The following is a 22,779-nucleotide window of genomic DNA, read 5'->3' as shown; positions in this document are numbered from 1 at the left end:
GACATGACCCAGGACCAAACAGCTGCCAATGGTCCCCACATCCCGGTTCTTCTCCGCCCGCTGCTTGCAGCCGTGGCACCGGTTTCGGGCCGCTGGCTTGACGGGACCTTTGGCGCCGGCGGCTATACCCGCGGCCTGCTGGAGGCCGGAGCCGAACAAGTGGTCGGCGTTGACCGCGACCCGCTGGCCTTCGAACTCGCTAAACCCTGGGCAGGGGAGTACGGCGACCGCCTGATCCTGCAGCCCGGTGTCTTCTCCCGCATGGACGAATACGCCCAGGACCTCGACGGCGTGGTGCTGGACCTTGGTGTCTCCTCGATGCAGCTGGATCTGGCTGAACGCGGCTTCTCCTTCATGAAAGATGGCCCTCTGGACATGCGGATGTCGCAGTCCGGCCCTTCCGCCGCCGACCTGATTGCAGAACTGGACGAGGTGCAGATCGCCGACATCCTGTTCCACTACGGCGAGGAACGCGCCAGCCGCCGCATCGCCAAGGCGATTGTCCGCGAGCGTGCGATAGACCCCATCACCACCACTCTGCGCCTTGCGGGCATCATCGAGAGCTGCCTGCCGCGCCCTAAGCCGAACCAATCGCATCCAGCGACCCGCAGCTTCCAGGGCCTGCGCATCGCGGTGAACGCCGAATATGACGAGCTGTTCGAAGGCCTCCTGGCCGCCGAACGGGCGCTGAAGCCGGGTGGCCTGCTGGCCGTCGTGACCTTCCACTCGGTCGAGGACCGCATGGTCAAACGCTTCTTCCAGCACCGCGCGGGCAAGACCGGCCGCGCCAACCGTTATGCGCCGGAGCAGGAGGAAACCCCCTCCCAGTTCGAACTGGTCACCCGCAAGGCGGTGGGTCCGGACGATCAGGAACTGGCCGAAAACCCGCGGTCCCGCTCCGCCCGCTTGCGGGTCGGGCGCCGCACCGATGCCGCACCGGGGCCGATCTCGGCCAAGGAGCTTGGAATGCCGCAGTTGAAAGAGGCGCGCAAATGAAGACCTTGCTGTATGCCGCAACCTGCCTGGCCGTCTTCGGCCTCGCCTTCTGGGCCTACCGCGAAAACTACGCCACCCAGCAGGTGCTGAAAGACACCCGCGCGCTGCAGCGCCAGATCGGTTCCGCGCAGGTGCGCCTCAGCGTGCTGCGCGCTGAATGGGCCTATCTCAACCGTCCGCAGCGCCTGCGCGACCTGGCCGACATCAATTTCGACAGCCTTGGCCTGCTGCCGCTGCGCCCCGATCAGTTCGGCCGCGTGGATGAGGTTTCCTACCCGGCGCCGCCGGAGCTGGAGATCGAAAACGAGATCGAAGTTTCCGGGCTGAACGCAGGGAGCCAGCCATGATCCGCACACCGCTCCGCCCGCTGGCCCGCATCCTGCACGCCCGTGCCTCTGGCGAGAACCCGGACGTGATCGAAAAGGAAAACATCAGCCTGCGCCATCAGGAGATGCAGGTGCAGGCCCGCCAGCGCGCCGAAGGGCGGCTTCTGGTGCTGGGGCTGTTCTTTGTCTGTGCCTTTGCCACCATCATCGCCCGCATGGGCATGACCGCGGTATCGGAACCCGCGGAACCCATTGCCAGCGTCCCCGGTGCTGCCATCGCCGCGCAGCGTGCCGACATCGTCGACCGTAACGGCAGCCTGCTGGCGACCAATTTTGAAACCCACTCCCTGTATGCCCAGCCGCCGCAGATGATCGACCCGGCCGGCGCTGCCGAAAAGCTGGTGGAAATCTTTCCCGATCTCGACCGCGACCGCCTGGTCAAGGACTTTACCGGCAAGCGCAAATTCCTGTGGGTAAAGAAGAAAATCAGCCCTGAACAGCTTCAGGCGGTGCATGACATCGGTGATCCGGGCCTGATGTTCGGCCCGCGTGAGATGCGCCTTTACCCCAACGGCAGCCTGGCCGCCCATGTGCTGGGCGGCGCCGGTTTCGGCAAGGAGGGCGTGAACGCCGCGGAGGTGATCGGCGTCGCCGGTGTCGAGCGCCAGTTCGACGATTACCTGCGCGACCCGGCCAACGCGGGCAAACCGCTGCAGCTGTCCTTGGACCTCACCGTGCAGGCCGCGGCAGAGCAGGTGCTTTACGGCGGCATGAAGCTGATGAACGCCAAGGGCGCCACCTCGATCCTGATGGATGCCCGCACCGGCGAGGTGATCTCGGTGGTGTCCTTCCCGGATTTCGACCCCAACGACCGGCCGCGCCCGCCGACCTCCGGTTTCGACCCCTCCGACAGCCCGCTGTTCAACCGCGCGGTGCAGGGGGTGTATGAACTCGGCTCCACCTTCAAGATCTTCACCGCCGCCCAGGCGATGGAGCTGGGGTTGGTAGGTGCGGACACCGTGATCGACACCCGCGGACCGCTGCGCTGGGGCCGCTTTGCGATTCGCGATTTCCGGAACTACGGCAACGAGATGTCGGTGACCAAGATCATCGTCAAATCCTCCAACATCGGCACTGCGCGGCTGGCGCAGCAGATCGGGGTGGAACGGCAGAAATCCTTCCTCGACACGCTGGGGATGCTGGACCCGACCCCGTTTGAAATCTCCGAGGCCAAGGGCGGCAAGCCGTTGCTGCCCGGCAATTGGTCTGAGCTGTCGGCGATGACCATTTCCTACGGCCACGGCATTTCCACCACGCCGATGCACCTGGCCGCCGGTTATGCCGCGATTGCCAACGGCGGCCGCTACGTGGCGCCGACGATTCTGAAACAGGCCGCGCCGCAGCTGGGCGAACGGGTGATGAGCGAGGCCACCGCCGCAGCCGCGCGCAAAATGTTGCGCAAGGTGGTCAGCGAAGGCACCGCGTCTTTCGCCGAGGTCGAGGGCTATCAGGTGGGCGGTAAGACCGGCACCGCGGACAAGCCCAAGCCCCGCGGCGGCTATTACGAGGACAAGGTGATTGCCACTTTTGCCTCTATTTTCCCGGCACATGACCCGAAATACGTGCTGATCGTGACGCTGGACGAACCGTCCATTATCGCCCACGGAGAGGAGCGCCGCACCGCAGGCTGGACCGCGACCCCGGTGGCGGCAGAGATGATCGGCCGTGTGGCGCCGCTTCTGGGCCTGCGTCCGCAAGTTGAACCCGCAGAGGTGACTGGTATAACCCTCACCTCGAACTAACCAAGGGTAGAGGGCCGCCATGAGCAGCAGCAGACCAGACCAGCCTCTGAGCCAATTGGGGCTGACCGCCCGCGGCGGCGCCGACCCGCAGATCCGCGGAGTGGCGGTGGACAGCCGCGAAGTGCGCGATGGGTTTCTTTTTGCAGCCCTTCCCGGCAGCCAGGTGCATGGTGCCAAGTTCATTCCCGGCGCGCTGGATAAAGGCGCGACTGCTATCCTGACGGATGCCGCAGGGGCAGAGATCGCGGCCAAAGTGCTGGACGAAAGCCACGCCGCCCTGGTGGTGGTCGAGGACCCGCGCCAGACCCTGGCCTATGCTGCTGCCCTGTGGTTCGGCGGCCAGCCGCAGACCGTGGTGGCGGTCACCGGCACCAACGGCAAAACCTCGGTCGCCACTTTTGTGCGCCAGATCTGGATGGAGCTGGGGCATCAGGCTGTCAACATGGGCACCACCGGCATCGAGGGCGCCTGGAGCTATCCGCTGGCCCATACCACGCCGGAGCCGGTCACCCTGCACCGCGCGCTGGCTGAGGCCGCCGCGGCGGGCGTCACCCATGCGGCGATGGAGGCCTCCTCCCACGGGCTTGATCAGCGGCGTCTGGATGGTGTGCAGCTGGCCGCCGCCGGGTTCACCAACTTCACGCAGGATCATCTGGATTATCACGAGACGTTCGACGCCTATTTCGCCGCCAAGGCGGGCCTGTTCCGCCGGGTGCTGCCGGACGAGGGCGTCGCTGTCATCAACATGAACGACCCCCGCGGCGCCGAAATGCGCGCAGTCGCCGCTGCCCGCGGGCAGGAGGTGATCAGCGTCGGCCGCGGCCTGGGCGATCTCAACCTGATGGGCATGCGCTATGACGGCACCGGGCAGGACGTGCGGTTCTCCTGGCATGACAGGCCGTATCAGGTGCGCTTGAACCTGATCGGCGGCTTTCAGGCGGAAAATGTGCTGCTCGCTTGCGGGCTGGTGATTGCCGGCGGCGAGGATCCGGAGCGGGTGTTTGAAACCCTGCCGCATCTGGCCACAGTGCGCGGGCGGATGCAGCTGGCGGCGTCGCGCGACAATGGCTCTGCCGTGTTTGTCGACTACGCGCACACGCCAGACGCTGTTGCCAGCGCCATCAAGGCGCTGCGCCCGCATGTGCTGGGGCGGCTGATTGCCATCGTGGGTGCCGGCGGCGACCGCGACACCACCAAGCGGCCGCTGATGGGGCAGGCGGCGCATCAGAACGCCGATGTGGTGATTGTCACCGACGACAACCCCCGCAGCGAGGACCCGGCCATTATCCGCGCCGCGGTCAAGGGCGGCGCGCCGGACTGTATCGAGATCGGCGACCGCGCCGAGGCGATCCTGCGCGGCGCCGACATGCTGCAGGCGGGCGATGCGCTGATCGTCTGCGGCAAGGGGCATGAGACCGGCCAGACCATTGGGGATCAGGTTCTGCCCTTTGACGATGTGGAGCAGGCAAGCATTGCCGTGGCCGCGCTGGACGGGAGGATCGCATGAGCCTGTGGACCGCACGCGAGGCTGCTGCCGCCACCGGCGGTCAGGCGCAGGGGAACTGGACTGTCTCCGGCCTGTCGATCGACACCCGCACCATCGAACCCGGTGACATGTTTGTGGCGCTGAAGGCTGCCCGCGACGGTCACGGCTTCGTGGCGCAGGCGCTGGAGAAGGGCGCAGGTGCGGCGCTGGTCTCCCGCATTCCTGATGGGGTGCCTGCGGATGCGCCGCTGCTGATCGTGGACGATGTGCAGACGGGGCTTGAGGCCTTGGGCCGGGCGTCGCGGGCGCGGACGAACGCCAAGGTCGTTGCCGTCACCGGCTCGGTCGGCAAGACCTCGACCAAGGAAATGCTGGCGCGGATGCTGTCCGATCAGGGCCGCACCCATGCCGCGGTGGCCAGCTACAACAATCACTGGGGCGTGCCGCTGACGCTGGCGCGGATGCCGCGCGAGACTGAGTATGCGGTGATCGAGATTGGCATGAACCACCCCGGTGAGATTGCCCCGCTCGCGATACAGGCGCGCCCGCATGTGGCGATGGTGACCACCGTAGCTGCGGTGCATCTGGAAGCGTTTGAAAATGTCGAAGGCATCGCCCGCGAGAAGGCTGCGATCATGGAAGGGCTGGAGCCCGGCGGCACCGCGGTGCTGAATGCCGATATCGCCGAGGCGCACGTGCTGCGGGATGCGGCATCGGATCTGGGGGTTTCAGCCCGCTGGTTCGGCGAGAGCGCTGCGGACTACGCCCTGCATTCTGCCGGGATCGAGGGCGAGGAGAGCGTTGCCCGCGCTACCGCCAATGGCCGGGAAGTTGAGCTGCATATTCAATCCCTTGGTGCGCATTTTGCGATGAATGCCCTGGGTGCGCTGGCTTGCATTGAGGCGCTGGGGGCTGATCCGGTAAAAGCCGCGGAAAGCCTCGCCCTGTGGTCGCCCGTGAAGGGCCGCGGCGTGCGCGAGACGGTCCAGTTGGAGAGCGGTGAAATCACCCTGCTGGACGACAGCTATAACGCCAATCCGACCTCGATGGCGGCGGCGCTGGCGGTGCTGGCGGCGACGCCGGGGCAGGGGCGGCGGATTGCCTACGTCGGCGACATGAAGGAACTGGGGCCGCAGGAAGTGGAGCTGCACGCCGGGCTGGCCGCTCTGGGCGCGGTGCAGGGCATCGACAAGATCCACTGCATCGGCCCGCTGATGCAGGCACTGCACGCAGCCCTGCCGGAGGCCAAGCGCGGCGGCTGGTATCAGACCAGCGCCGAGGCTGTCCCCGGTCTGGCAGGCGATATCCGGGGCGGCGACATTGTGCTGGCCAAGGGCTCTCTCAGCATGGCGCTGGCCAGGATTGTTGACGGCATCCGCGAAATGGGCCACTCCACCCCCACACAAGAAAACGCGTAAAATACGAGGGAAGGGCTCAGATGCTCTATTGGCTGACCGCTTTGTCGGACGGGGGGGATGTTTTCAACCTCTTCCGCTATATCACTTTCCGCGCAGGCGGCGCCTTTATGACTGCGCTGATCTTCGGCTTCCTGTTCGGCAAACCGCTGATCAACGTGCTGCGCCGCAAGCAGGGCAAGGGCCAGCCGATCCGCGACGACGGGCCGGAGGGACATTTTTCCAAGGCAGGCACCCCGACCATGGGCGGCCTGCTGGTAGTGGGCGCGCTGCTGACCGCGACGCTGATGTGGGCGCGCTGGGACAATCCCTTTGTCTGGCTGGTGCTGTTTGTGACGCTCGCCTATGGCCTGATCGGGTTTGCCGATGATTATGCCAAGGTGTCCAAGCAGACCACCGCGGGCGTGCCGGGCAAGCTGCGGCTGGCGCTGGGGATCATGATTGCGGTCACTGCGGCGCTTTGGGCTGCGGCCTATCACCCGGCGCCGCTGCAGAACCAGCTGGCGCTGCCGGTGTTCAAGGACACGCTGATCAACCTCGGGATCTTCTATGTGCCGTTTTCCATCTGCGTGGTGGTCGGGGCGGCAAATGCCGTGAACCTGACTGACGGGCTGGATGGCCTGGCGATCATGCCGGTGATGATTGCCGCGGGCACCCTGGGCGTCATTGCCTATGCGGTGGGGCGGGTGGACTTCACCGAATACCTGGACGTGCATTACGTGCCCGGCACCGGCGAGATCCTGATTTTCTGCGCGGCTCTGTTCGGTGCCGGCCTTGGCTTCCTGTGGTACAATGCGCCGCCCGCGGCGGTGTTCATGGGCGACACCGGCTCGCTCGCCCTGGGCGGCGCGCTGGGCGCAATCGCCATTGCCACCAAGCACGAGCTGGTTCTGGCCATCGTCGGCGGCCTGTTTGTGGTCGAGGCGATGTCGGTGATCATTCAGGTCCTTTACTTCAAGCGCACCGGCCGGCGCGTGTTCCTGATGGCGCCGATCCACCACCACTATGAGAAGAAGGGCTGGGCCGAGCCGCAGATCGTGATCCGCTTCTGGATCATTTCGCTGATCCTGGCGATGATCGGGCTGGCGACCTTGAAAGTGCGCTAAGACACGCCGTTCGGCTGCCGCGCCGTCACGCCGGCGGGGCAGTTTGAACTCTCTTTTCCATGGAACCGCCCGGGGCTGCTGCTGCGGGCGGTTTGTCGTTCAGAAGAAGGCGGCGCCGCCGGAGGGGCGGAGCATCGGACAGCCCTTGCCAAGGGGCTGTGCCCGTCTGTCGGCCTGTGCGGGCCCGCCCTGCACCCAATGAAGAGGTGGTCTGAGGGGGCCGGTCTCCTGGTCTTCCCGTTGCAACGGATTGAACGTAACCCGGCCGGGTGAAGATGTGGTGAGGGCAGCGTACGGTGGGTGCGCAACACCCGCTCTGCGCCGGTTTCAGAACACCGACCAGTCCATCTCCCGGGCCAGCCGCTCCATCGCTTCGGTGCCCAGCTTGGAGTTGCCGTTGTGGTCCAGCCCCGGCGACCAGACCGCAACGCTGGCTTTGCCCGGCACGATGGCCAGAATGCCGCCGCCGACCCCGCTTTTGGCGGGCAGGCCGACGCGGTAGGCGAACTCTCCCGAGCCGTCATAATGGCCGCAGGTCAGCATCAGCGCATTCAGCCGCCGGACCCGGCCTTGCGACACCAGCGCCGGTTTTGCTCCGCCGCCGATCAGGAAGCGGCCGGCCTTGGCCAGCTGCACGGTCGTCAATTCGGTGGCGCACTGGTGGAAATAGGTGCCGAGGGTTTTCTCCGGCGTGTTTTTGAGATTGCCGAAGGATGCCAGGAAATTGGCAAGGGCAAAGTTGCGGTGGCCGTGGCGGGTTTCCGAGCCGGCCACCGCCTTGTTGATGTGGATGTCCTCGTCTTCTGCGGCGGCGCGGATGAAGGCGAGGATTTCCGCCAGCGCCTCCTTGGGCGCGCGGCCGGCCAGCAGCTCATCGGTGGCGACGATGGCGCCTGCGTTGACAAAGGGGTTGCGGGGGCGGCCGCGCTCATGCTCCAGCTGGACGATGGAATTGAACGCGGTGCCCGAGGGTTCGCGCCCGACACGGCTCCACAGCTGATCGCCCGCGCGGCCAAGCGCGATGGCGAGGGTGAACACCTTGGTGACGCTTTGCGCGGAGAACCGGGTCAGCGCGTCGCCCGCGTGGAACAGCCCGCCCTCTGCAGTGGCTACTGCGATGGCGAACTGGTCTGGGTCAATCTGTCCCAGTTCCGGGATATAACTGGCGACGGCGCCGCGGTCGGTGCGGCTTTGCATCTCTGCACTGATCCGGTTGAGCAATACCTGCATATCCGCAGTCACGGGGTGATCCTTCCTTCTTGGTTGGCGCGGAATTTCCGGCATGGGCCGGGGCTTGTCAATCTGACGGTACTGGCAAAGGCTGAGCGGATCGGATAGCGGTTCCGGCAACGGACATTTGGGAGGGCAGGCGATGATCCCGGTCAAAGGTTATGAGGGCGCAAAGGTCGCCGTGCTGGGGCTGGGCCGCTCAGGCCTGGCGACGGCACGGGCTTTGCGGGCAGGCGACGCAGAGCCGCTGTGCTGGGACGACAACCCGGCCGCGCGCGAGGCGGCGGAGGCGGAGGGTTTCACCTGCCGCGACCTGCATAAATCCGGTGCCTTTGATGATGCGGCGGCGCTGATCACCTCGCCCGGGATCCCGCATCTGTACCCCAGGCCCAACCCGGTGATCCGCGCCGCGATGGAGGCCGGGGTGCCGGTGGACAATGATATCGGGCTGTTCTTCCGCTCCTTCGCCGATGCCGAGTGGCAGATGCACGACCAGCCGCCGCGTGTGGTGGCGGTCACCGGCTCCAACGGCAAATCGACCACGGTGGCGCTGCTTCATCACATCCTGCAGGAGGCGGGGCGCGAGAGCCAGCTGGCGGGCAATATCGGCCGCGGCGTGCTGGACATTGATCCGCCGGGCGAGGGCGGCGTGGTGGTGCTGGAGCTGTCGAGCTATCAGACAGAGCTGGCGCGCGCGCTGACCCCGGATGTGGCGGTTTTCACCAACCTCAGCCCCGACCATCTGGACCGGCATGGCGGTATGGGCGGCTATTTTGCCGCCAAGCGGCGGCTGTTTGCCGAGGGCGGGCCGGACCGCGCCGTCATTGGCGTCGACGAGGATGAGGGGCTGTTCTTGGCGGGCCAGCTGTCTGAAGGCGCGGGTGATGACCGGGTGATCCGTATTTCCGCTGCGCGCAAGCTGACGGGCGCGGGCTGGCAGGTCTTTGCCCGCAAGGGGTTCTTGTCTGAATACCGCAAAGGACGGCAGGCGGGGTCCGTCGATCTGCGGGAAATGACCGGGCTGCCGGGCGCGCATAACCACCAGAACGCCTGCGCGGCCTATGCGGCGGCGCGCACCCTGGGGCTGGCGCCGCGGCTGATCGGTGACGCGATGGCCACCTTTCCGGGCCTGCCGCACCGCAGCCAGACCATCGCTGAGGCGGATGGCGTGCGCTATGTGAATGACAGCAAGGCCACCAACCTCGACAGTGCCGTGAAAGCGCTGAGCGCGTTCAAAAACATCCGCTGGATCTGCGGCGGGCTGGAAAAGGACGGCGGCCTGGACGCGCTGCAGGGGCAGACCGGCAATGTGCAGAAGGCCTATGTGATCGGCCGCGAGGCGGCGGGCTTTGCGCTGCAGCTGGATGTGGAGGCCGAGGTCTGCACCACCATGGCCGCGGCGGTGGAGCGCGCCATGGGCGAGGCCCAGGCGGGTGACACCGTGCTGCTGGCGCCGGCTGCCGCAAGCTTTGACCAGTATGACAACTTCGAGCAGCGCGGTGATGATTTCGTGGCCGAGGTGAAGAAACGGCTGGGCGCCTAGCCGCGCCTCATAGACCTATGTCGCGCAGCAGGTGCTCGGGCAGGTGACTCAGCCGCCTGCGGGCCAGCTGCTGTCCGGCGGCCTGGCTGCCCGGAGCGCCGCCGCGCCGGGAAGAGGCAAAAATTCTGCTGATAACGGGCCAGAGGTTCATCTGCGAAAGTAATTCAGCCATGGGGGTGATCCTTGTTCGGTGTGCACAAGATGTGGGCGCGTCCCGTAAAAATGACCAATTGAATCTCAGCGGCTGAGGTATAAGCTGCTTTTATGGATCGATCTGCAAACCCTTTGCCGCCGCTGCCGGCAGTGCGCGTCTTTGAGGCGGCGGCCCGGCTGGGCAGTTTCAGCCGCGCGGCGGAAGAGCTTGCGATGACGCAAGCCGCGGTCAGCTACCAGATCAAGCTGCTGGAGGACCGGGCCGGCCGGCCCCTGTTCAAAAGGCTGCCGCGCGGGGTGGCGCCGACTGCAGCGGGCAAAGTGCTGCAGCGGCAAGCAACTGAGGCCCTGGATCTGCTGCGCCAAGGGTGGGCGGAAGTGCGCGGCAGCGGCGGGGAGGAGCTGGTGATCAGCACCCTCACCAGTTTTGCGGCCTTTATACTGGCGCCCCGGCTGGGGCAGTTTCAGGTCGCGCATCCGGGCATCACCACACGGGTGGACGTCAATCCGCGGGTGGCGGATCTGCTGGCGGGGGAAGCCACTGTGGCGATCCGGGCCGGCCGCGGCAGCTGGCCGGGGCTGGCGGCGGACCTGCTGATCCGCGGCAGCTACACCCCGCTGCTGACACCGGCGCTGATGGAAGCTTATGGCCCGATCAAAGAACCGGCGGACCTGCTGCGGGTGCCGCTGGTCGATGCCGGCGACCCGGCCTGGGCCATGTGGTTCCGCGCTGCCGGAGTTGCGCCGCCCAAGCAGGCGGAGCGGCACAGTCTTGGCACCCAGATGCTGGAAGTGCAGGCGGCCCTGGCGGGCCACGGCGCCTGCCTGCTGACACCGGCCTACGCCCGCGGCCTGATCGCCAGCGGCGCACTGGTGCAGCCGTTCGATCTGGTCACTGAGGACGATATTTCGGTCTGGCTGGTCTACCCGGAAGCGCGCCGCGCCGCACCCGCCATTGCTGCCTTCCGCAGCTGGCTTCTGGCGGAGGTGGCAGAACTGGCGGGGTAGGAGGCGGTAAATGCAGGCTGGAGGGCCTTTGGCTCGCCCAGGTGGAAATTCCGGCGCCCGGGCCTTGGTCAGGGAGCGTGCGGATCGTCGCTGCCAAGCACGGGCTTGGTGTCCGGCTCTGGCTTGGCTTCTTGGTTTGACAGGATCTGAAAATACCCGGGCAGGACGTCCTTCAGTCTTTGGCGGCCTTCGGCTGTCAGGAAGATTTCCTTTGACCGCCCGTCTGTCCGGCTTGCCGAAAAGCGGATGATCCCGTCCTTCTCTAGCGACTGCAGCGTGCGGGTCATTACCGGCTTGGACACGTCAATACGCTGTGCGATTTCATTCGGGGTCAGTGACTGGCGGTCCGGCTCCCGGTCGATCACGATCAGCACCAGAAACCGGAGCTGAGACAGCCCGTGGGTGGTGAAGTAGGCGTCTAGGGTGCGGATGAGAAGGCTGGCGCGGCGCATCATCTGCAGCGCGCCGGTGATCTCCGCCGGGTCGGCGCCGTAGGTTCCGGCATAGGTGGCGACCATCTGCTGTGACGGAAGCTCTTTGAGAAAGAACATCGGCTCAGGCCAGAAGCGTCATCTTGTGAACCTCCACCGGTTCGGCAAGCCAGGCTTCGTATTTGGCGAAGATCGGCGTGATGTAGTCCGCCTCATAATGCGCCGCCAGGGCCTCGTCGCCGGTCCATTGCTCATCCAGGTAAAAACAGTCGCCGCTGCGGCCTTCGAGCAGGTTGAATTTCAGGCAGCCGGGTTCGGCCCGTGTCGGTTCCAGAATGTCCAGCAGGCTTTGGCGGACAGCCTGCCTGTGCACGGGTTTCGGGGTGATTTTGGCGACCAGTTGAAATGAGGTTGGCATGGTGTTCTCCATTTTAGTTATCATGATAACTAAAAGAGGGCGGATGCGATGTCAAGCTTGTTGCGGGCTGGTGGCTGTTACCGGCTTGCGATGGCAGCGCCAGCGGCAAAGCCCGAAGCCCAGGCCCATTGGAAATTGTAGCCGCCGAGCCAGCCGGTCACGTCTACCGCTTCACCGATCGCATAAAGACCGGGGGCTGCCTTGGCCTCCATCGTCTTGGACGACAGGCCGTCGGTGCAGATGCCGCCCAGGGTGACTTCCGCGGTGCGGTAGCCTTCGGTGCCTGCGGGCAGCAGGTGCCAGTTTTGCAGCGCCTCGCACAGCGCGGTGAGCGCGGCGTCGGATTGATCGGCGAGGCGGCCCTTGAGATCCAGTTCCGGTTTCAGGAAATCGACCAGCTTGCCGGGCAGGTGGCGGGCAAGCTCGGTGGTGAGGTCGCGGCGCCCTTCAGCCTGGCGCTGGTTGCGCAGGAGATCGTAGAGGGGTGTTTCGGGGATCAGGTTCACCGTGATCTCCTCGCCCTCGCGCCAGTAAGAGGAGAGCTGCAGCACCGAAGGGCCGGACAGGCCGCGGTGGGTGAACAGGAGCGCCTCGTCAAAGGAGGTGCGGGCATTGCTGAGCCGCGCGGGCAGGGCAGTGCCGGCCAGCGGCTGGAACCGCCCATCCGGGAAAGTGAAGGGGACCAGGGCCGGACGGGTTTCCGTTACCTCCAGCCCGAACCGGCGGGCGAGATCATAGGCGAGGCCAGTGGCGCCCATCTTGGGGATCGACTTGCCGCCAGTGGCCAGCACCAGGTTGCGGCAGGTGACGGTCTGCGCCTTTCCCTCGCGCAAAAGCTGGACGCGGTAGCCCTCCGCGGTCCGTTCGGCGCCTTCGACGGAGGTTTGCAGCCAGAGGTCGGCGCCGGCCTCCCGCAACTCCTGCACCAGCATGGCGATGATCTGCTTGGCGGAGCCGTCGCAGAACAGCTGGCCCAGGGTTTTCTCGTGCCAGGCGATGCCGTGGCGGTCCACCAGTTCGATAAAATCCCACTGGGTATAGCGCGCCATCGCCGATTTGCAGAAATGCGGATTGGCGGAGAGGTAGTTCTTCGCCTCCGCATACATGTTGGTGAAATTGCAGCGGCCGCCGCCGGAGATGCGGATCTTTTCACCCGGCGCCTTGGCGTGGTCGATCACCAGGGTGCTGCCGCCGGCATGGCGCGCGCACATCATGCCAGCCGCGCCGGCGCCGAGAATCAGGGTGTTTATCTGCATGGCGCGCATCCACCACGGAACCGGAACCGGCGCAAGGGGGATGCCGGGCGGCAGGGACTTGCGGATTGCCGCCGCCGCACGGGCAGCTTCTTGCTGTCAAGACCGCGCTGGAACAGGGCGGTGGATTTCCGCCGAATTGTGTTCTTTTTCTGGCGCCGCGGCTCACGTTTCGTTACAGTTTCTGGGAGACCCCGAAAAATGGGGCGGAACGAGGCATATAGTGGCGGTATTCCCATGACTGAGATGGTCTATGGCGCGGTTCCCGTGCAGGCTGGTGAGCCGATTCTTCCCAAGTGGTGGCGGACGCTGGATAAATGGACAATGTCCTGCATCCTGATGCTGTTCGTGATCGGATTGCTCTTGGGGCTGGCCGCCTCGGTGCCGCTGGCAGAGAGGAACGGCTTCGGCAATTTCCACTATGTGCAGCGCCAGGCAGTGTTCGGACTGACGGCGCTGGCGGCGATGCTGATGACCTCGGTGATGTCGCCGACACTGGTGCGGCGGCTGGCGGTGGTCGGCTTTGCCGCGGCCTTTGTCGCGTTGGCGTTCCTGCCCATTTTCGGCACCGATTTCGGCAAGGGCGCGGTGCGCTGGTACTCCTTAGGCTTTGCTTCGCTGCAGCCCTCGGAGTTCCTGAAGCCGGGCTTCATCGTGGTTGCCGCCTGGATGATCGCCGCCAGCCAGCAGATCAACGGCCCGCCGGGCACGCTGATGTCCTTTGCGCTGTGCATGATGGTTGTTATGATGCTGGTTTTGCAGCCGGATTTCGGCCAGGCGAGCCTCATTCTGTTCGGCTGGGGGGTGATGTATTTTGTCGCCGGGGCGCCGATGCTGCTGCTGGTCTTCATGGCTGCCGTGGTCGTGATGGGCGGCGTCTTTGCCTACAACAGCTCCGAACACTTCGCCCGCCGCATCGATGGCTTCCTGAACCCGGATGTCGATCCCACCACCCAGCTGGGCTACGCCACCAACGCGATCCGCGAGGGCGGGCTGTTCGGGGTCGGCGTCGGTGAGGGGCAGGTGAAATGGTCTCTGCCCGATGCCCACACCGACTTCATCGTCGCCGTCGCGGCAGAGGAATACGGGCTGGTGCTGGTGGCGGTGCTGATCGTGCTTTACGCCTCTATCGTGGTGCGCTCGCTGTTCCGCCTGATGCGTGAGCGCGATACTTTCATCCGTCTCGCAGGCACTGGCCTCGTGTGCATGTTCGGCGTGCAGGCGATGATCAACATGGGGGTTGCGGTACGGCTCTTGCCCGCCAAAGGCATGACCTTGCCGTTTGTCAGCTACGGCGGATCCTCGCTGATTGCCACCGGCATCGCAGTCGGTATGCTCCTGGCCTTTACCCGGACGCGCCCGCAGGGCGGGATTGCCGATTACCTGAACGGCCGCGGCCGCTGACGAGAATTGCGAAAGAGACCAGCTGCGATGGCACAGAAAATGCTCTTGATGGCTGCCGGGGGAACCGGCGGCCATATGTTTCCTGCACAGGCGCTGGCTGAAATCATGCTGGCGCGCGGCTGGCGGGTGAAGCTGTCGACGGATGCGCGCGGCGCGCGCTACACTGCGTCCTTCCCCAGTGCGGTTGAAATCTCGCAAGTATCCTCTGCCACTTTTGCCCGCGGCGGCCTGCTGGCCAAGGCGCTGGTGGCGCCGAAGATCGCCGGCGGCGTCTTGTCGATGGCGATGCAGATGCGCCGCGACCGTCCCGATGCGGTCATCGGCTTTGGCGGCTACCCGTCGATCCCGGCGCTGGGGGCGGCAACGCTGTTGAAGCTGCCGCGGATGATCCATGAACAGAACGGCGTGCTGGGGCGGGTGAACCAGATTTTTGCCCCCCGCGTGGCGGGCGTCGCCTGCGGCACCTGGCCGGCCTCCCTGCCGGAGGGCGTGCCGCATGAGCATGTGGGCAACCCGGTGCGCAGTGCGGTGATGGAGCGCGCGGGCGCCGGCTATATTCCGCCGGGGGATTACCCGATGTCGCTCTTGGTGATGGGCGGAAGCCAGGGTGCGCGCATCCTGTCCGACGTGGTGCCGGCCGCTGTGGCGGCGCTGCCGGAAGGGATCCGCCGGCACCTGCGCGTGTCGCATCAGGCGCGCGAAGAAGACCTGGAGCGGGTCAGCGCGTTCTATGCCGATCACGGCATAAACGCCGATGTGCAGACGTTTTTCACCGATGTGCCCGCCCGCATGTCAGAGGCGCAGCTGGTGATCTCGCGCTCGGGCGCGTCCTCGGTCGCCGATATCTCGATCATCGGGCGGCCGTCGATCCTGATTCCCTTTGCCGCCGCCGCAGGCGACCACCAAAGCGCCAACGCTCGCGGGCTGGTTGACGCGGATGCTGCCGTGATGATCCCGGAAAGCGCCCTTGATATCCCGGTGCTGGCAGAGCATATGGGCGCAATTCTGAGTAACCCGCAGGCTGCCGCGCAGATGGCAACCGCCGCGCTGAGCGCCGGGGTCCCCGATGCTGCCGAACGTCTGGCGGCACTGGTGGAGCAACTGGCTGAGGAAGGATAACGCCCATGAACCCAGCAACCAAACTGCCCGGCGATGTCGGCCCGATCCATTTTGTTGGCATCGGAGGCATCGGCATGTCGGGCATCGCGGAGGTGCTGTTGAACCTTGGCTACATGGTGCAGGGGTCGGACCTGAAATCCTCCAAGATCACCAGCCGCCTGGAAGAGCTGGGCGCGCGTATCTTCGTGGGCCAAAAGGCGGAGAACCTGGAGGAAGCCGCGGTTGTGGTGATCTCCTCGGCGATCAAGCCGGGCAACCCGGAACTGGACGAGGCCCGCCTGCGCGGCCTGCCGGTGGTGCGCCGGGCCGACATGCTGGCAGAGCTGATGCGGCTGAAATCCAACGTCGCCATCGGCGGCACCCACGGCAAGACCACCACCACCACCATGATGGCAGAGCTGATGGTGGCCGGCGGTTTTGATCCGACCATCGTCAACGGCGGCATCATTCACGCCTATGGCTCCAACGCGCGGATGGGGCAGGGCGAATGGATGGTGGTTGAGGCGGATGAAAGCGACGGCTCCTTCAACCGGCTGCCCGCGACCATTGCCGTGGTGACCAATATCGACCCGGAGCATATGGAGCATTGGGGCGACTTCGACCGTTTGCGCGACGGCTTCCTGGAGTTTGTCTCCAACATTCCGTTCTACGGCATCGCCGTCTGCTGCACCGATCACGCGGAGGTTCAGGCGCTGGTGGGCCGGATCTCCGACCGCCGGGTGGTGACCTATGGCTTCAACGCGCAGGCTGACGTGCGGGCGGTGAACCTGACCTACAAGGGCGGCGTTGCGCATTTCGACGTGGTGCTGCAGGCCGAGGACCGCGTGATCGAGGGCTGCACCCTGCCGATGCCGGGGGACCACAATGTCTCCAACGCCTTGTCCGCTGTGGCGGTGGCGCGGCATCTGGGCATGAACAGTGTTGAGATCCGCGAGGCGCTGGCCGCGTTCGGCGGCGTGAACCGGCGTTTCACCAAGGTGGGCGAGGTGAACGGCGTCACCATCATCGACGATTACGGCCACCACCCGGTGGAGATTGCCGCGGTGCTGAAGGCGGCGCGCCAGGCCAGCGACGGCCGGGTGATCGCGGTGCATCAGCCGCACCGCTATTCGCGTCTGTCGAACCTGTTCGACGATTTCTGCGCCTGTTTCAACGAAGCCGACGTGGTGGCGATTGCCGAAGTGTTCGCCGCCGGCGAGGAGCCGGTTGAGGGCGCCAGCCGCGATGATCTGGTCGAGGGGCTGATCCGCCACGGCCACCGCCACGCCCGCGCCCTGCTGAGCGAAGACGACCTGGAGCGCCTGGTGCGCGAACAGGCCCGGCCCGGCGACATGGTGGTCTGCCTTGGCGCCGGCACCATCAGCACCTGGGCCAACGGCCTGCCGGAACGGCTGGAACGGTGATCTATGGAGGGTGTTACCGCCGATCCCGTTCGTGTCCGGCTGGCGGCACTGGAAGACTTGGATGCGCTGGCTGAGTTATACCGGGAACTGACAAATGGAGCCCCTGTACCGGGTGGAGCAGAGGGGCAAGCCAAGTTGGGGGAAATCCTCAGCCACCCGGGGACATATCTTTACGGCGCCGAAGATGGCGGGCGGCTGGTGTCGGTTGCCACGCTCAATATTTGCCCCAACCTTACCTTTGGCGGGCGCTCGTATGCCCGGATTGAGAATGTCGTCACACTGGCATCGCATCAAGGCCGGGGATTGGGCCGGCTGGTGATGCAGGCGGCCATTGGGAGGGCCTGGTCTGAAAACTGCTGCTCCATTGTGCTGCTTTCGGGAAAGGCCCTGAATGCCAAGGGCTTTTACACGAAGCTTGGATTTGATGCGGACAGTAAGGACGGGTTCATCATGAGGGCGCCTGCATGACGTTGTCGCTGACCCTTGCTGCCGTCTGGGCGCTTGCGGCCAACATCCTGGCGATGATCCCCAGCCGCGACAACCACTGGCGGCGTGCCTATGTGCTGATTGCGCTGGGCATTCCGCTGCTGGGTTATGTTACCTATGAAAACGGCCCCTGGTGGGGGTTGGCGGTGCTGCTGGCGGGGATGTCGGTGCTGCGGTGGCCGGTGCTGTATTTCGGGCGCTGGCTGAAGCGTTCGCTTGGGTTTTAAAACTCCGTAAAAAAGCCGGTCTTGGGAATAGCTTAACCTTTTCTTCCCGGCGGCTTGATAATCAAACGGGAATATCTCGTGTTCCCTGTTTGACGCCGGCACGTTTCCGCTGGCGGTGGAGGCTGTCTTTGGCTTCAGTTTCGGCGATTTGGCTGGTTTTAGGCGTGGTTTGGCTGGCTGCGTTTTATGTGCTGGCGCGGGGGAACTGGCGCCGCATTGCGGCGATGGCGGCCCTGATCTGGCTGGCAGCCCTGATCTGGCTGGCCGCGCAGTTTCTGTTTGAGGCGAAGCCCGGCCGCCGCGGCGTGTTATCCCTTTATTTCGGCGGCCACCTCGTCTACGGACTATGTTCGCTTGCAGGCTGGAACTTGGGACGGAAACGAAAATGGCGGCGCAAAGTGAAATCATTCTTCCGGAAGTGCGCGGACGGCTTACCCGGCAGAAACCGCTTGCAGAACTGACCTGGCTGCGCGTCGGCGGCCCGGCGGAGCATCTGTTTCAGCCTGCGGATATTCAGGATCTTGCGGATTTCCTGCGCGGTCTGGACCCGGACGTGCAGGTTTTTCCGATGGGGGTCGGTTCCAACCTGATCGTGCGCGACGGCGGCCTGCGGGCGGTGGTGATCCGGCTGGGCCGGGGGTTTAACGGCATAGAGACGGACGGCACTACCGTCACCGCGGGTGCGGCGGCGCTGGATGCGCATGTGGCTAAAAAGGCCGCGGATGCGGGCGTCGACCTTACCTTCCTGCGCACCATTCCCGGCTCCATCGGCGGGGCGGTGCGGATGAATGCCGGCTGCTATGGCAGCTACACCGCGGATGTGTTCGTCTCGGCCACCATCGTCACGCGCCAGGGTGAAATCCGCGAGATCACCGCGCAGGAACTGGACTTCCAATACCGCCAGACTGCTTTGCCGGAGGGCGCGGTGCTGGTCTCTGCCACCCTGCGCGGTCCCAAAGGCGGCCCGGAGGAACTGCACGCCCGGATGGACGCGCAGCTCAGGAAGCGGGATGAGACACAGCCGACGCGCGACCGCTCGGCCGGATCCACCTTCCGCAATCCCGCGGGGTTCTCCTCCACCGGCCGGGCCGATGATGTGCATGACATGAAGGCCTGGAAGGTGATCGACAACGCCGGTATGCGCGGTGCCCGCCGCGGCGGCGCTCAGATGAGCGAGAAGCACTCCAACTTCCTGATCAATACCGGTGGCGCAACTGCCGCAGATCTGGAGGGGCTGGGCGAAGATGTGCGGAAAAAGGTTTACGAAGATTCCGGCATCACGTTAGAGTGGGAAATCATGCGGATAGGTGATCCGCTTCCCGAATAACTGAAAAACCGGTGTGTTTCTAAGGCGGTACTCCCCGCTGGACGGGCCGGGAAGCTGTCAAAGCCGGCCCTTGGGGAGTGGAAAATCTTAATCGTGGTAAAGGTGCCGTTAACACGCCGGTAAGATTCCGGGCGCTAGGGTGCCGAAGAGGCGGCAAGGATATGCCGGTCTCCGGGCGCAAGGCCTGGACCAATCAGCCGGAGGCAACCCGGCGCAAAGAGACAAAGAGGGGCTGGTGCAGGCCCCAAGAAACAGGGGCAGCAAAGCCCCGCGTAAATTGAGGCGCTTCGTGGTGAGTAAGTCGAGCAGGGCACTCCCGAAAGTCGCGGTGCTGATGGGCGGACCGTCAGCCGAACGCGAGGTATCGCTGTCCAGCGGCCGTGAATGCGCGGCTGCGCTGCGCGGTGAGGGGTTCGAGGTTGTTGAGGTGGATGCAGGGCCGGACCTGCACGCGCGTCTTTTGGATGTGAAGCCGGATGTGGTGTTCAACGCGCTGCACGGGCGCTGGGGCGAGGACGGCTGCGTCCAGGGCGTGCTGGAATGGCTGCAGATCCCCTATACCCATTCCGGCGTGCTGGCCTCGGCGCTGGCGATGGACAAGCAGCGCTCCAAGGAGGTCTACCGCGCGGCCGGGCTGCCGGTTGTGGACAGCGGCCTGTTCGCCAAGGATGACGTCAGCACCGGCCATGTGATGGCCCCGCCCTATGTGGTGAAGCCCAACAACGAGGGCTCCAGCGTCGGCATCTACATTGTCCATGAGGCCGCCAACGGCCCGCCGCAGCTGTGCGAGGAAATGCCCGCCGAAGTGATGGTGGAAACCTACGCGCCGGGGCGCGAGCTGACCACCACTGTGGTTGGCGGCAAGGCGCTGACGGTGACCGACATTCTGACCGACGGCTGGTATGACTATGACGCCAAGTACAAGCCCGGCGGCTCCCGCCATGTGCTGCCCGCCGACCTGCCGCGGGAAATCTTCGACCTGTGCCTGGAATATGCGCTGAAGGCGCACGACGCGCTGGGATGCCGCGGTGTCAGCCGCACCGATTTCCGCTGGGATGAATCGCGCGGCGCCAGCGGTCTGGTTCTGCTGGAAACCAACACCCAGCCCGGCATGACGCCGACCTCGCTGGCGCCGGAACAGGCGGCGTTTTGCGGCATGACCTTCGGCCAGCTCTGCGCCTGGATGGTGGAGGATGCCTCATGCGACCGCTGAGGGGGTGGTTCCGCAAACCGGAAGAGGGGCGGTGCGACCCGGCGCCGTCGCGGCTGAAATACCGGCTGCAGCGCTGGATGCTGACGCCGGGCATCCGCTTTGGCCTGCGCTTCGGGGTGCCGTTCTGCCTGATTTTCGCGGCCGGCGCGGCCTATCTGGCCGACGAGGGCCGCCGCGGCACGCTGCAGGGCATGATCAACGATGCCCGTGCCGCGATCCAGGAACGCCCGGAATTCATGGTCAAGGTGATGGCGGTGGACGGGGCCGGCACTAGCGTGGCGCAGGATATCCGTGAGGTTGTGCCGCTGGATTTCCCGGTCAGCTCCTTTGATCTGGAACTGGAAGAGATTCGCGACGTGATCACCGGTCTGGACCCGGTGAAGACCGCCAGCGTCCGGATCCGCCCCGGCGGCATTCTGCAAGTGGACGTCGAGGAGCGCCAGCCGGCGCTGATCTGGCGCAGCCGCGAGGGGCTGGCGCTGCTGGATGGCAACGGCATCCATGTGGCTGAGCTGGGCCGCCGCAGCCTGCATCCGGACCTGCCGCTGATCGCGGGCAAGGGGGCGGCGGAACATGCGGCGCAGGCGCTGCGGCTGTTTGCAGCGGCAAAACCGCTGGGGCCGCGGCTGCGCGGCCTGGTGCGGGTCGGCGAGCGGCGCTGGGACGTGGTGCTGGACCGCAAGCAGCGCATCATGCTGCCGGCCGGGAACCCGGTGCGGGCGCTGGAGCGGGTGCTGGCGGTAAGCGAAGTGCAGGATTTGCTGGAACGCGATGTTGCGGCGGTGGATGTGCGCCTGGCTGGGCGCCCGACCGTGCGGATGACCGAAAACTCAGTGGAAAACTGGTGGCGGATCCGGCAGCTGAACGGGGGCGGGCAGTGACATGACAGATCTCTATCAATCGCAGCGCGCGATGCGGCAGATGCGCCGCCAAGCGATGCAGCGCGGCGTAGTGGCCATCCTGGACGTGGGCAGTTCCAAGATCGCCTGCCTGGTGCTGCGGTTTGACGGCACCGGCCGCCTCAGCGAGGACGGCTCGATCGGGGCTTTGGCCGGGCAATCCGGGTTCCGGGTGATCGGCGCCGCCACCACGCGGTCGCGCGGGGTGCAGTTCGGCGAAATCACCGCCATGCAAGAGACCGAGCGCGCCATCCGCACCGCGGTGCAGGCGGCGCAGAAAATGGCTGAGGTGCGGGTTGATCACGTGATTGCCTGTTTCTCCGGCGCCAATCCGCGCTCCTACGGGCTGGATGCCAAACTGGATCTGGAGGGGCAGGTTGTATCAGAGCATGAGGTGGCGCAGGTGCTGGCCTCCTGCGAGGTGCCGGAATACGGTGCGGGCCGCGAGGTGCTGCACGCCCAGCCGGTGAACTTCGCGCTCGACAACCGCTCCGGCCTGGGCGACCCGCGCGGCCAGATGGGCCAAACGCTGTCGGTCGACATGCACATGCTGACGGTGGACGCGATTGCGGTTCAGAACCTGGTGCGCTGCATCCAGCGCTGCGACCTGGAGCTGGCGGGAATTGCCTCCTCGGCCTATGCCTCCGGCTTTTCGGCGCTGGTCGAGGATGAGCAGGAGCTGGGCGCCGCCTGCATCGACATGGGCGGCGGCACCACGTCAATCTCAATTTTCATGAAGAAACACATGATCTATGCCGATGCGGTGCGTCTGGGCGGCGACCATATCACCAGCGACATCTCGATGGGGCTAGGGGTGCCGCTGGCGAACGCGGAACGGATCAAGACCTTTAATGGCGGCGTGCATGCCACCGGCGCTGATGACCGCGAGATCATCGACATCGGCGGCGACACCGGCGACTGGGAGCACGACCGCCGCACCGTCAGCCGGGCGGAGCTGATCGGCATCATGCGCCCCCGGGTCGAGGAGATCCTGGAGGAGGTGCGCGCGCGGCTGGATGCAGCCGGGTTTGAATACCTGCCCAGCCAGCAGATCGTGCTGACCGGCGGCTCCAGCCAGATCATGGGGCTGGACGGGCTGGCCAGCCGCATCCTGGGACAGCAGGTCCGCCTGGGCCGCCCGCTGCGCGTCCATGGCCTGCCGCAGTCGGCGACCGGGCCGGGCTTTGCCTCTGCCGTGGGCCTGTGCCTGTTTGCCGCCCATCCGCAGGATGAGTGGTGGGACTTCGAGATGCCCGCAGGCCGCCACCCGGCCGGCACCCTGGGCCGCGCGGTGCGCTGGTTCCGGGACAACTGGTAGGGCCGGCAGGAAAACTCCGCATCAATTCAGCCGGACCGGGCAAAGGGGGCGTGACAGCGTCTTAATGACCCGTTAGGTTGTTCTTAACGTCCGCGAAAATGCGGCGATTCAGCAGGCCGGGCAGTGGCCAGCCAAGTATTGGAACCGGACCTCCTCTGCAAAGCGATTTTGCGGGCGGAGAGGTTTTGTTGTGTGTGGCTTGTGCTTGTTCCGCAA

General features: G+C 65.5%; 22 protein-coding genes. 18 read left to right on the top strand and 4 right to left on the bottom strand.

Going from position 1 to position 22,779, the window contains the following annotated elements; translation table 11 throughout:
- The first annotated feature begins 3 nt into the window (after nt 1–3).
- Genes rsmH through mraY form a run of 6 tightly spaced genes read left to right on the top strand, consistent with a single transcriptional unit; the run spans nt 4 to nt 7,131 of the window.
- Nucleotides 4–996: a 16S rRNA (cytosine(1402)-N(4))-methyltransferase RsmH gene (rsmH, locus tag AC5STB_RS00270; RefSeq protein ID WP_495440978.1), complete on the top strand. Its 993-nt coding sequence runs from the start codon at nt 4–6 to the stop codon at nt 994–996.
- Nucleotides 993–1,343 (top strand): cell division protein FtsL, encoded by a 351-nt coding sequence (gene ftsL / locus AC5STB_RS00265; protein WP_495440977.1) that lies wholly within the window; start codon nt 993–995, stop codon nt 1,341–1,343. Before rsmH ends, ftsL begins: the two co-directional genes overlap by 4 nt.
- Nucleotides 1,340–3,124 carry a peptidoglycan D,D-transpeptidase FtsI family protein gene (locus AC5STB_RS00260; RefSeq protein ID WP_495440976.1) on the top strand — a complete coding sequence of 595 codons (1,785 nt, stop codon included), beginning with the start codon at nt 1,340–1,342 and terminating at the stop codon, nt 3,122–3,124. The genes ftsL and AC5STB_RS00260 overlap by 4 nt, the downstream gene beginning before the upstream one ends.
- A gap of 19 nt (nt 3,125–3,143) precedes the next feature.
- A complete protein-coding gene (locus AC5STB_RS00255; protein ID WP_495440975.1) occupies nt 3,144–4,631 on the top strand; it encodes a UDP-N-acetylmuramoyl-L-alanyl-D-glutamate--2,6-diaminopimelate ligase in 1,488 nt (495 codons plus the stop codon).
- The gene (locus tag AC5STB_RS00250; protein WP_495440974.1) at nt 4,628–6,028 is read left to right on the top strand and encodes a UDP-N-acetylmuramoyl-tripeptide--D-alanyl-D-alanine ligase; all 1,401 of its coding nucleotides are present in this window, start codon (nt 4,628–4,630) and stop codon (nt 6,026–6,028) included. The genes AC5STB_RS00255 and AC5STB_RS00250 overlap by 4 nt, the downstream gene beginning before the upstream one ends.
- A 20-nt stretch (nt 6,029–6,048) precedes the next feature.
- On the top strand, nt 6,049–7,131 hold the full coding sequence (mraY, locus tag AC5STB_RS00245; RefSeq protein ID WP_495440973.1) for a phospho-N-acetylmuramoyl-pentapeptide-transferase: 1,083 nt from the start codon (nt 6,049–6,051) through the stop codon (nt 7,129–7,131).
- 327 nt (nt 7,132–7,458) lie between these two features.
- On the opposite strand, the gene AC5STB_RS00240 is transcribed toward mraY, so the two are convergent.
- Nucleotides 7,459–8,361 (bottom strand): glutaminase, encoded by a 903-nt coding sequence (locus tag AC5STB_RS00240; RefSeq protein WP_495444545.1) that lies wholly within the window; start codon nt 8,359–8,361, stop codon nt 7,459–7,461.
- Nucleotides 8,362–8,503: 142 nt separating this feature from the next.
- Here AC5STB_RS00240 and murD point away from each other — a divergent pair, with 142 nt between their 5' ends.
- Complete coding sequence (gene murD / locus AC5STB_RS00235; RefSeq protein ID WP_495440972.1) at nt 8,504–9,904, top strand: UDP-N-acetylmuramoyl-L-alanine--D-glutamate ligase; 1,401 nt, start codon at nt 8,504–8,506, stop codon at nt 9,902–9,904.
- Between the two features lie 264 nt (nt 9,905–10,168).
- Nucleotides 10,169–11,065, top strand: coding sequence for a LysR substrate-binding domain-containing protein (locus AC5STB_RS00230; RefSeq protein ID WP_495440971.1), 897 nt, complete (start codon nt 10,169–10,171; stop codon nt 11,063–11,065).
- Between the two features lie 68 nt (nt 11,066–11,133).
- Here the strand turns inward: AC5STB_RS00230 and AC5STB_RS00225 are convergent, their stop codons facing one another.
- The 3 genes from AC5STB_RS00225 to AC5STB_RS00215 all read right to left on the bottom strand — a co-directional run bounded on the left by AC5STB_RS00225 (nt 11,134) and on the right by AC5STB_RS00215 (nt 13,170).
- Nucleotides 11,134–11,616, bottom strand: coding sequence for a MarR family winged helix-turn-helix transcriptional regulator (locus tag AC5STB_RS00225; protein ID WP_495440970.1), 483 nt, complete (start codon nt 11,614–11,616; stop codon nt 11,134–11,136).
- A gap of 4 nt (nt 11,617–11,620) precedes the next feature.
- Entirely contained in the window at nt 11,621–11,914 is a 294-nt protein-coding gene (locus tag AC5STB_RS00220) for a putative quinol monooxygenase (RefSeq protein WP_495440969.1), read from the bottom strand.
- A gap of 77 nt (nt 11,915–11,991) precedes the next feature.
- Entirely contained in the window at nt 11,992–13,170 is a 1,179-nt protein-coding gene (locus AC5STB_RS00215) for a BaiN/RdsA family NAD(P)/FAD-dependent oxidoreductase (RefSeq protein ID WP_495440968.1), read from the bottom strand.
- Between the two features lie 234 nt (nt 13,171–13,404).
- Between AC5STB_RS00215 and ftsW the strand changes: the two genes are divergently transcribed.
- The 10 genes from ftsW to ftsA all read left to right on the top strand — a co-directional run bounded on the left by ftsW (nt 13,405) and on the right by ftsA (nt 22,563).
- Complete coding sequence (gene ftsW, locus AC5STB_RS00210) at nt 13,405–14,571, top strand: putative lipid II flippase FtsW (RefSeq protein ID WP_495440967.1); 1,167 nt, start codon at nt 13,405–13,407, stop codon at nt 14,569–14,571.
- Nucleotides 14,572–14,598: 27 nt separating this feature from the next.
- Nucleotides 14,599–15,690 carry a UDP-N-acetylglucosamine--N-acetylmuramyl-(pentapeptide) pyrophosphoryl-undecaprenol N-acetylglucosamine transferase gene (locus AC5STB_RS00205; protein WP_495440966.1) on the top strand — a complete coding sequence of 364 codons (1,092 nt, stop codon included), beginning with the start codon at nt 14,599–14,601 and terminating at the stop codon, nt 15,688–15,690.
- A 5-nt stretch (nt 15,691–15,695) separates the two neighbouring features.
- Nucleotides 15,696–17,093 carry a UDP-N-acetylmuramate--L-alanine ligase gene (gene murC / locus AC5STB_RS00200; protein WP_495440965.1) on the top strand — a complete coding sequence of 466 codons (1,398 nt, stop codon included), beginning with the start codon at nt 15,696–15,698 and terminating at the stop codon, nt 17,091–17,093.
- A 3-nt stretch (nt 17,094–17,096) separates the two neighbouring features.
- Nucleotides 17,097–17,561 carry a GNAT family N-acetyltransferase gene (locus tag AC5STB_RS00195; RefSeq protein ID WP_495440964.1) on the top strand — a complete coding sequence of 155 codons (465 nt, stop codon included), beginning with the start codon at nt 17,097–17,099 and terminating at the stop codon, nt 17,559–17,561.
- A complete protein-coding gene (locus tag AC5STB_RS00190) occupies nt 17,558–17,806 on the top strand; it encodes a DUF2484 family protein (RefSeq protein ID WP_495440963.1) in 249 nt (82 codons plus the stop codon). Before AC5STB_RS00195 ends, AC5STB_RS00190 begins: the two co-directional genes overlap by 4 nt.
- A 128-nt stretch (nt 17,807–17,934) precedes the next feature.
- The gene (locus AC5STB_RS00185) at nt 17,935–18,267 is read left to right on the top strand and encodes a hypothetical protein (RefSeq protein WP_495440962.1); all 333 of its coding nucleotides are present in this window, start codon (nt 17,935–17,937) and stop codon (nt 18,265–18,267) included.
- The gene (gene murB, locus AC5STB_RS00180; protein ID WP_495440961.1) at nt 18,192–19,133 is read left to right on the top strand and encodes a UDP-N-acetylmuramate dehydrogenase; all 942 of its coding nucleotides are present in this window, start codon (nt 18,192–18,194) and stop codon (nt 19,131–19,133) included. Before AC5STB_RS00185 ends, murB begins: the two co-directional genes overlap by 76 nt.
- A gap of 292 nt (nt 19,134–19,425) precedes the next feature.
- Nucleotides 19,426–20,346 carry a D-alanine--D-alanine ligase gene (locus AC5STB_RS00175; protein ID WP_495440960.1) on the top strand — a complete coding sequence of 307 codons (921 nt, stop codon included), beginning with the start codon at nt 19,426–19,428 and terminating at the stop codon, nt 20,344–20,346.
- Nucleotides 20,334–21,227 carry a cell division protein FtsQ/DivIB gene (locus tag AC5STB_RS00170; protein ID WP_495440959.1) on the top strand — a complete coding sequence of 298 codons (894 nt, stop codon included), beginning with the start codon at nt 20,334–20,336 and terminating at the stop codon, nt 21,225–21,227. The genes AC5STB_RS00175 and AC5STB_RS00170 overlap by 13 nt, the downstream gene beginning before the upstream one ends.
- Before the next feature lies 1 nt (nt 21,228).
- Nucleotides 21,229–22,563: a cell division protein FtsA gene (gene ftsA / locus AC5STB_RS00165; RefSeq protein ID WP_495440958.1), complete on the top strand. Its 1,335-nt coding sequence runs from the start codon at nt 21,229–21,231 to the stop codon at nt 22,561–22,563.
- Nucleotides 22,564–22,779: the final 216 nt, after the last annotated feature.

The sequence above is a fragment of the Leisingera sp. CC-HEC093 genome (assembly GCF_059429195.1).
Note: the sequence above shows the minus strand (reverse complement) of the source record. Positions and strands in the feature narration are given on the sequence as shown.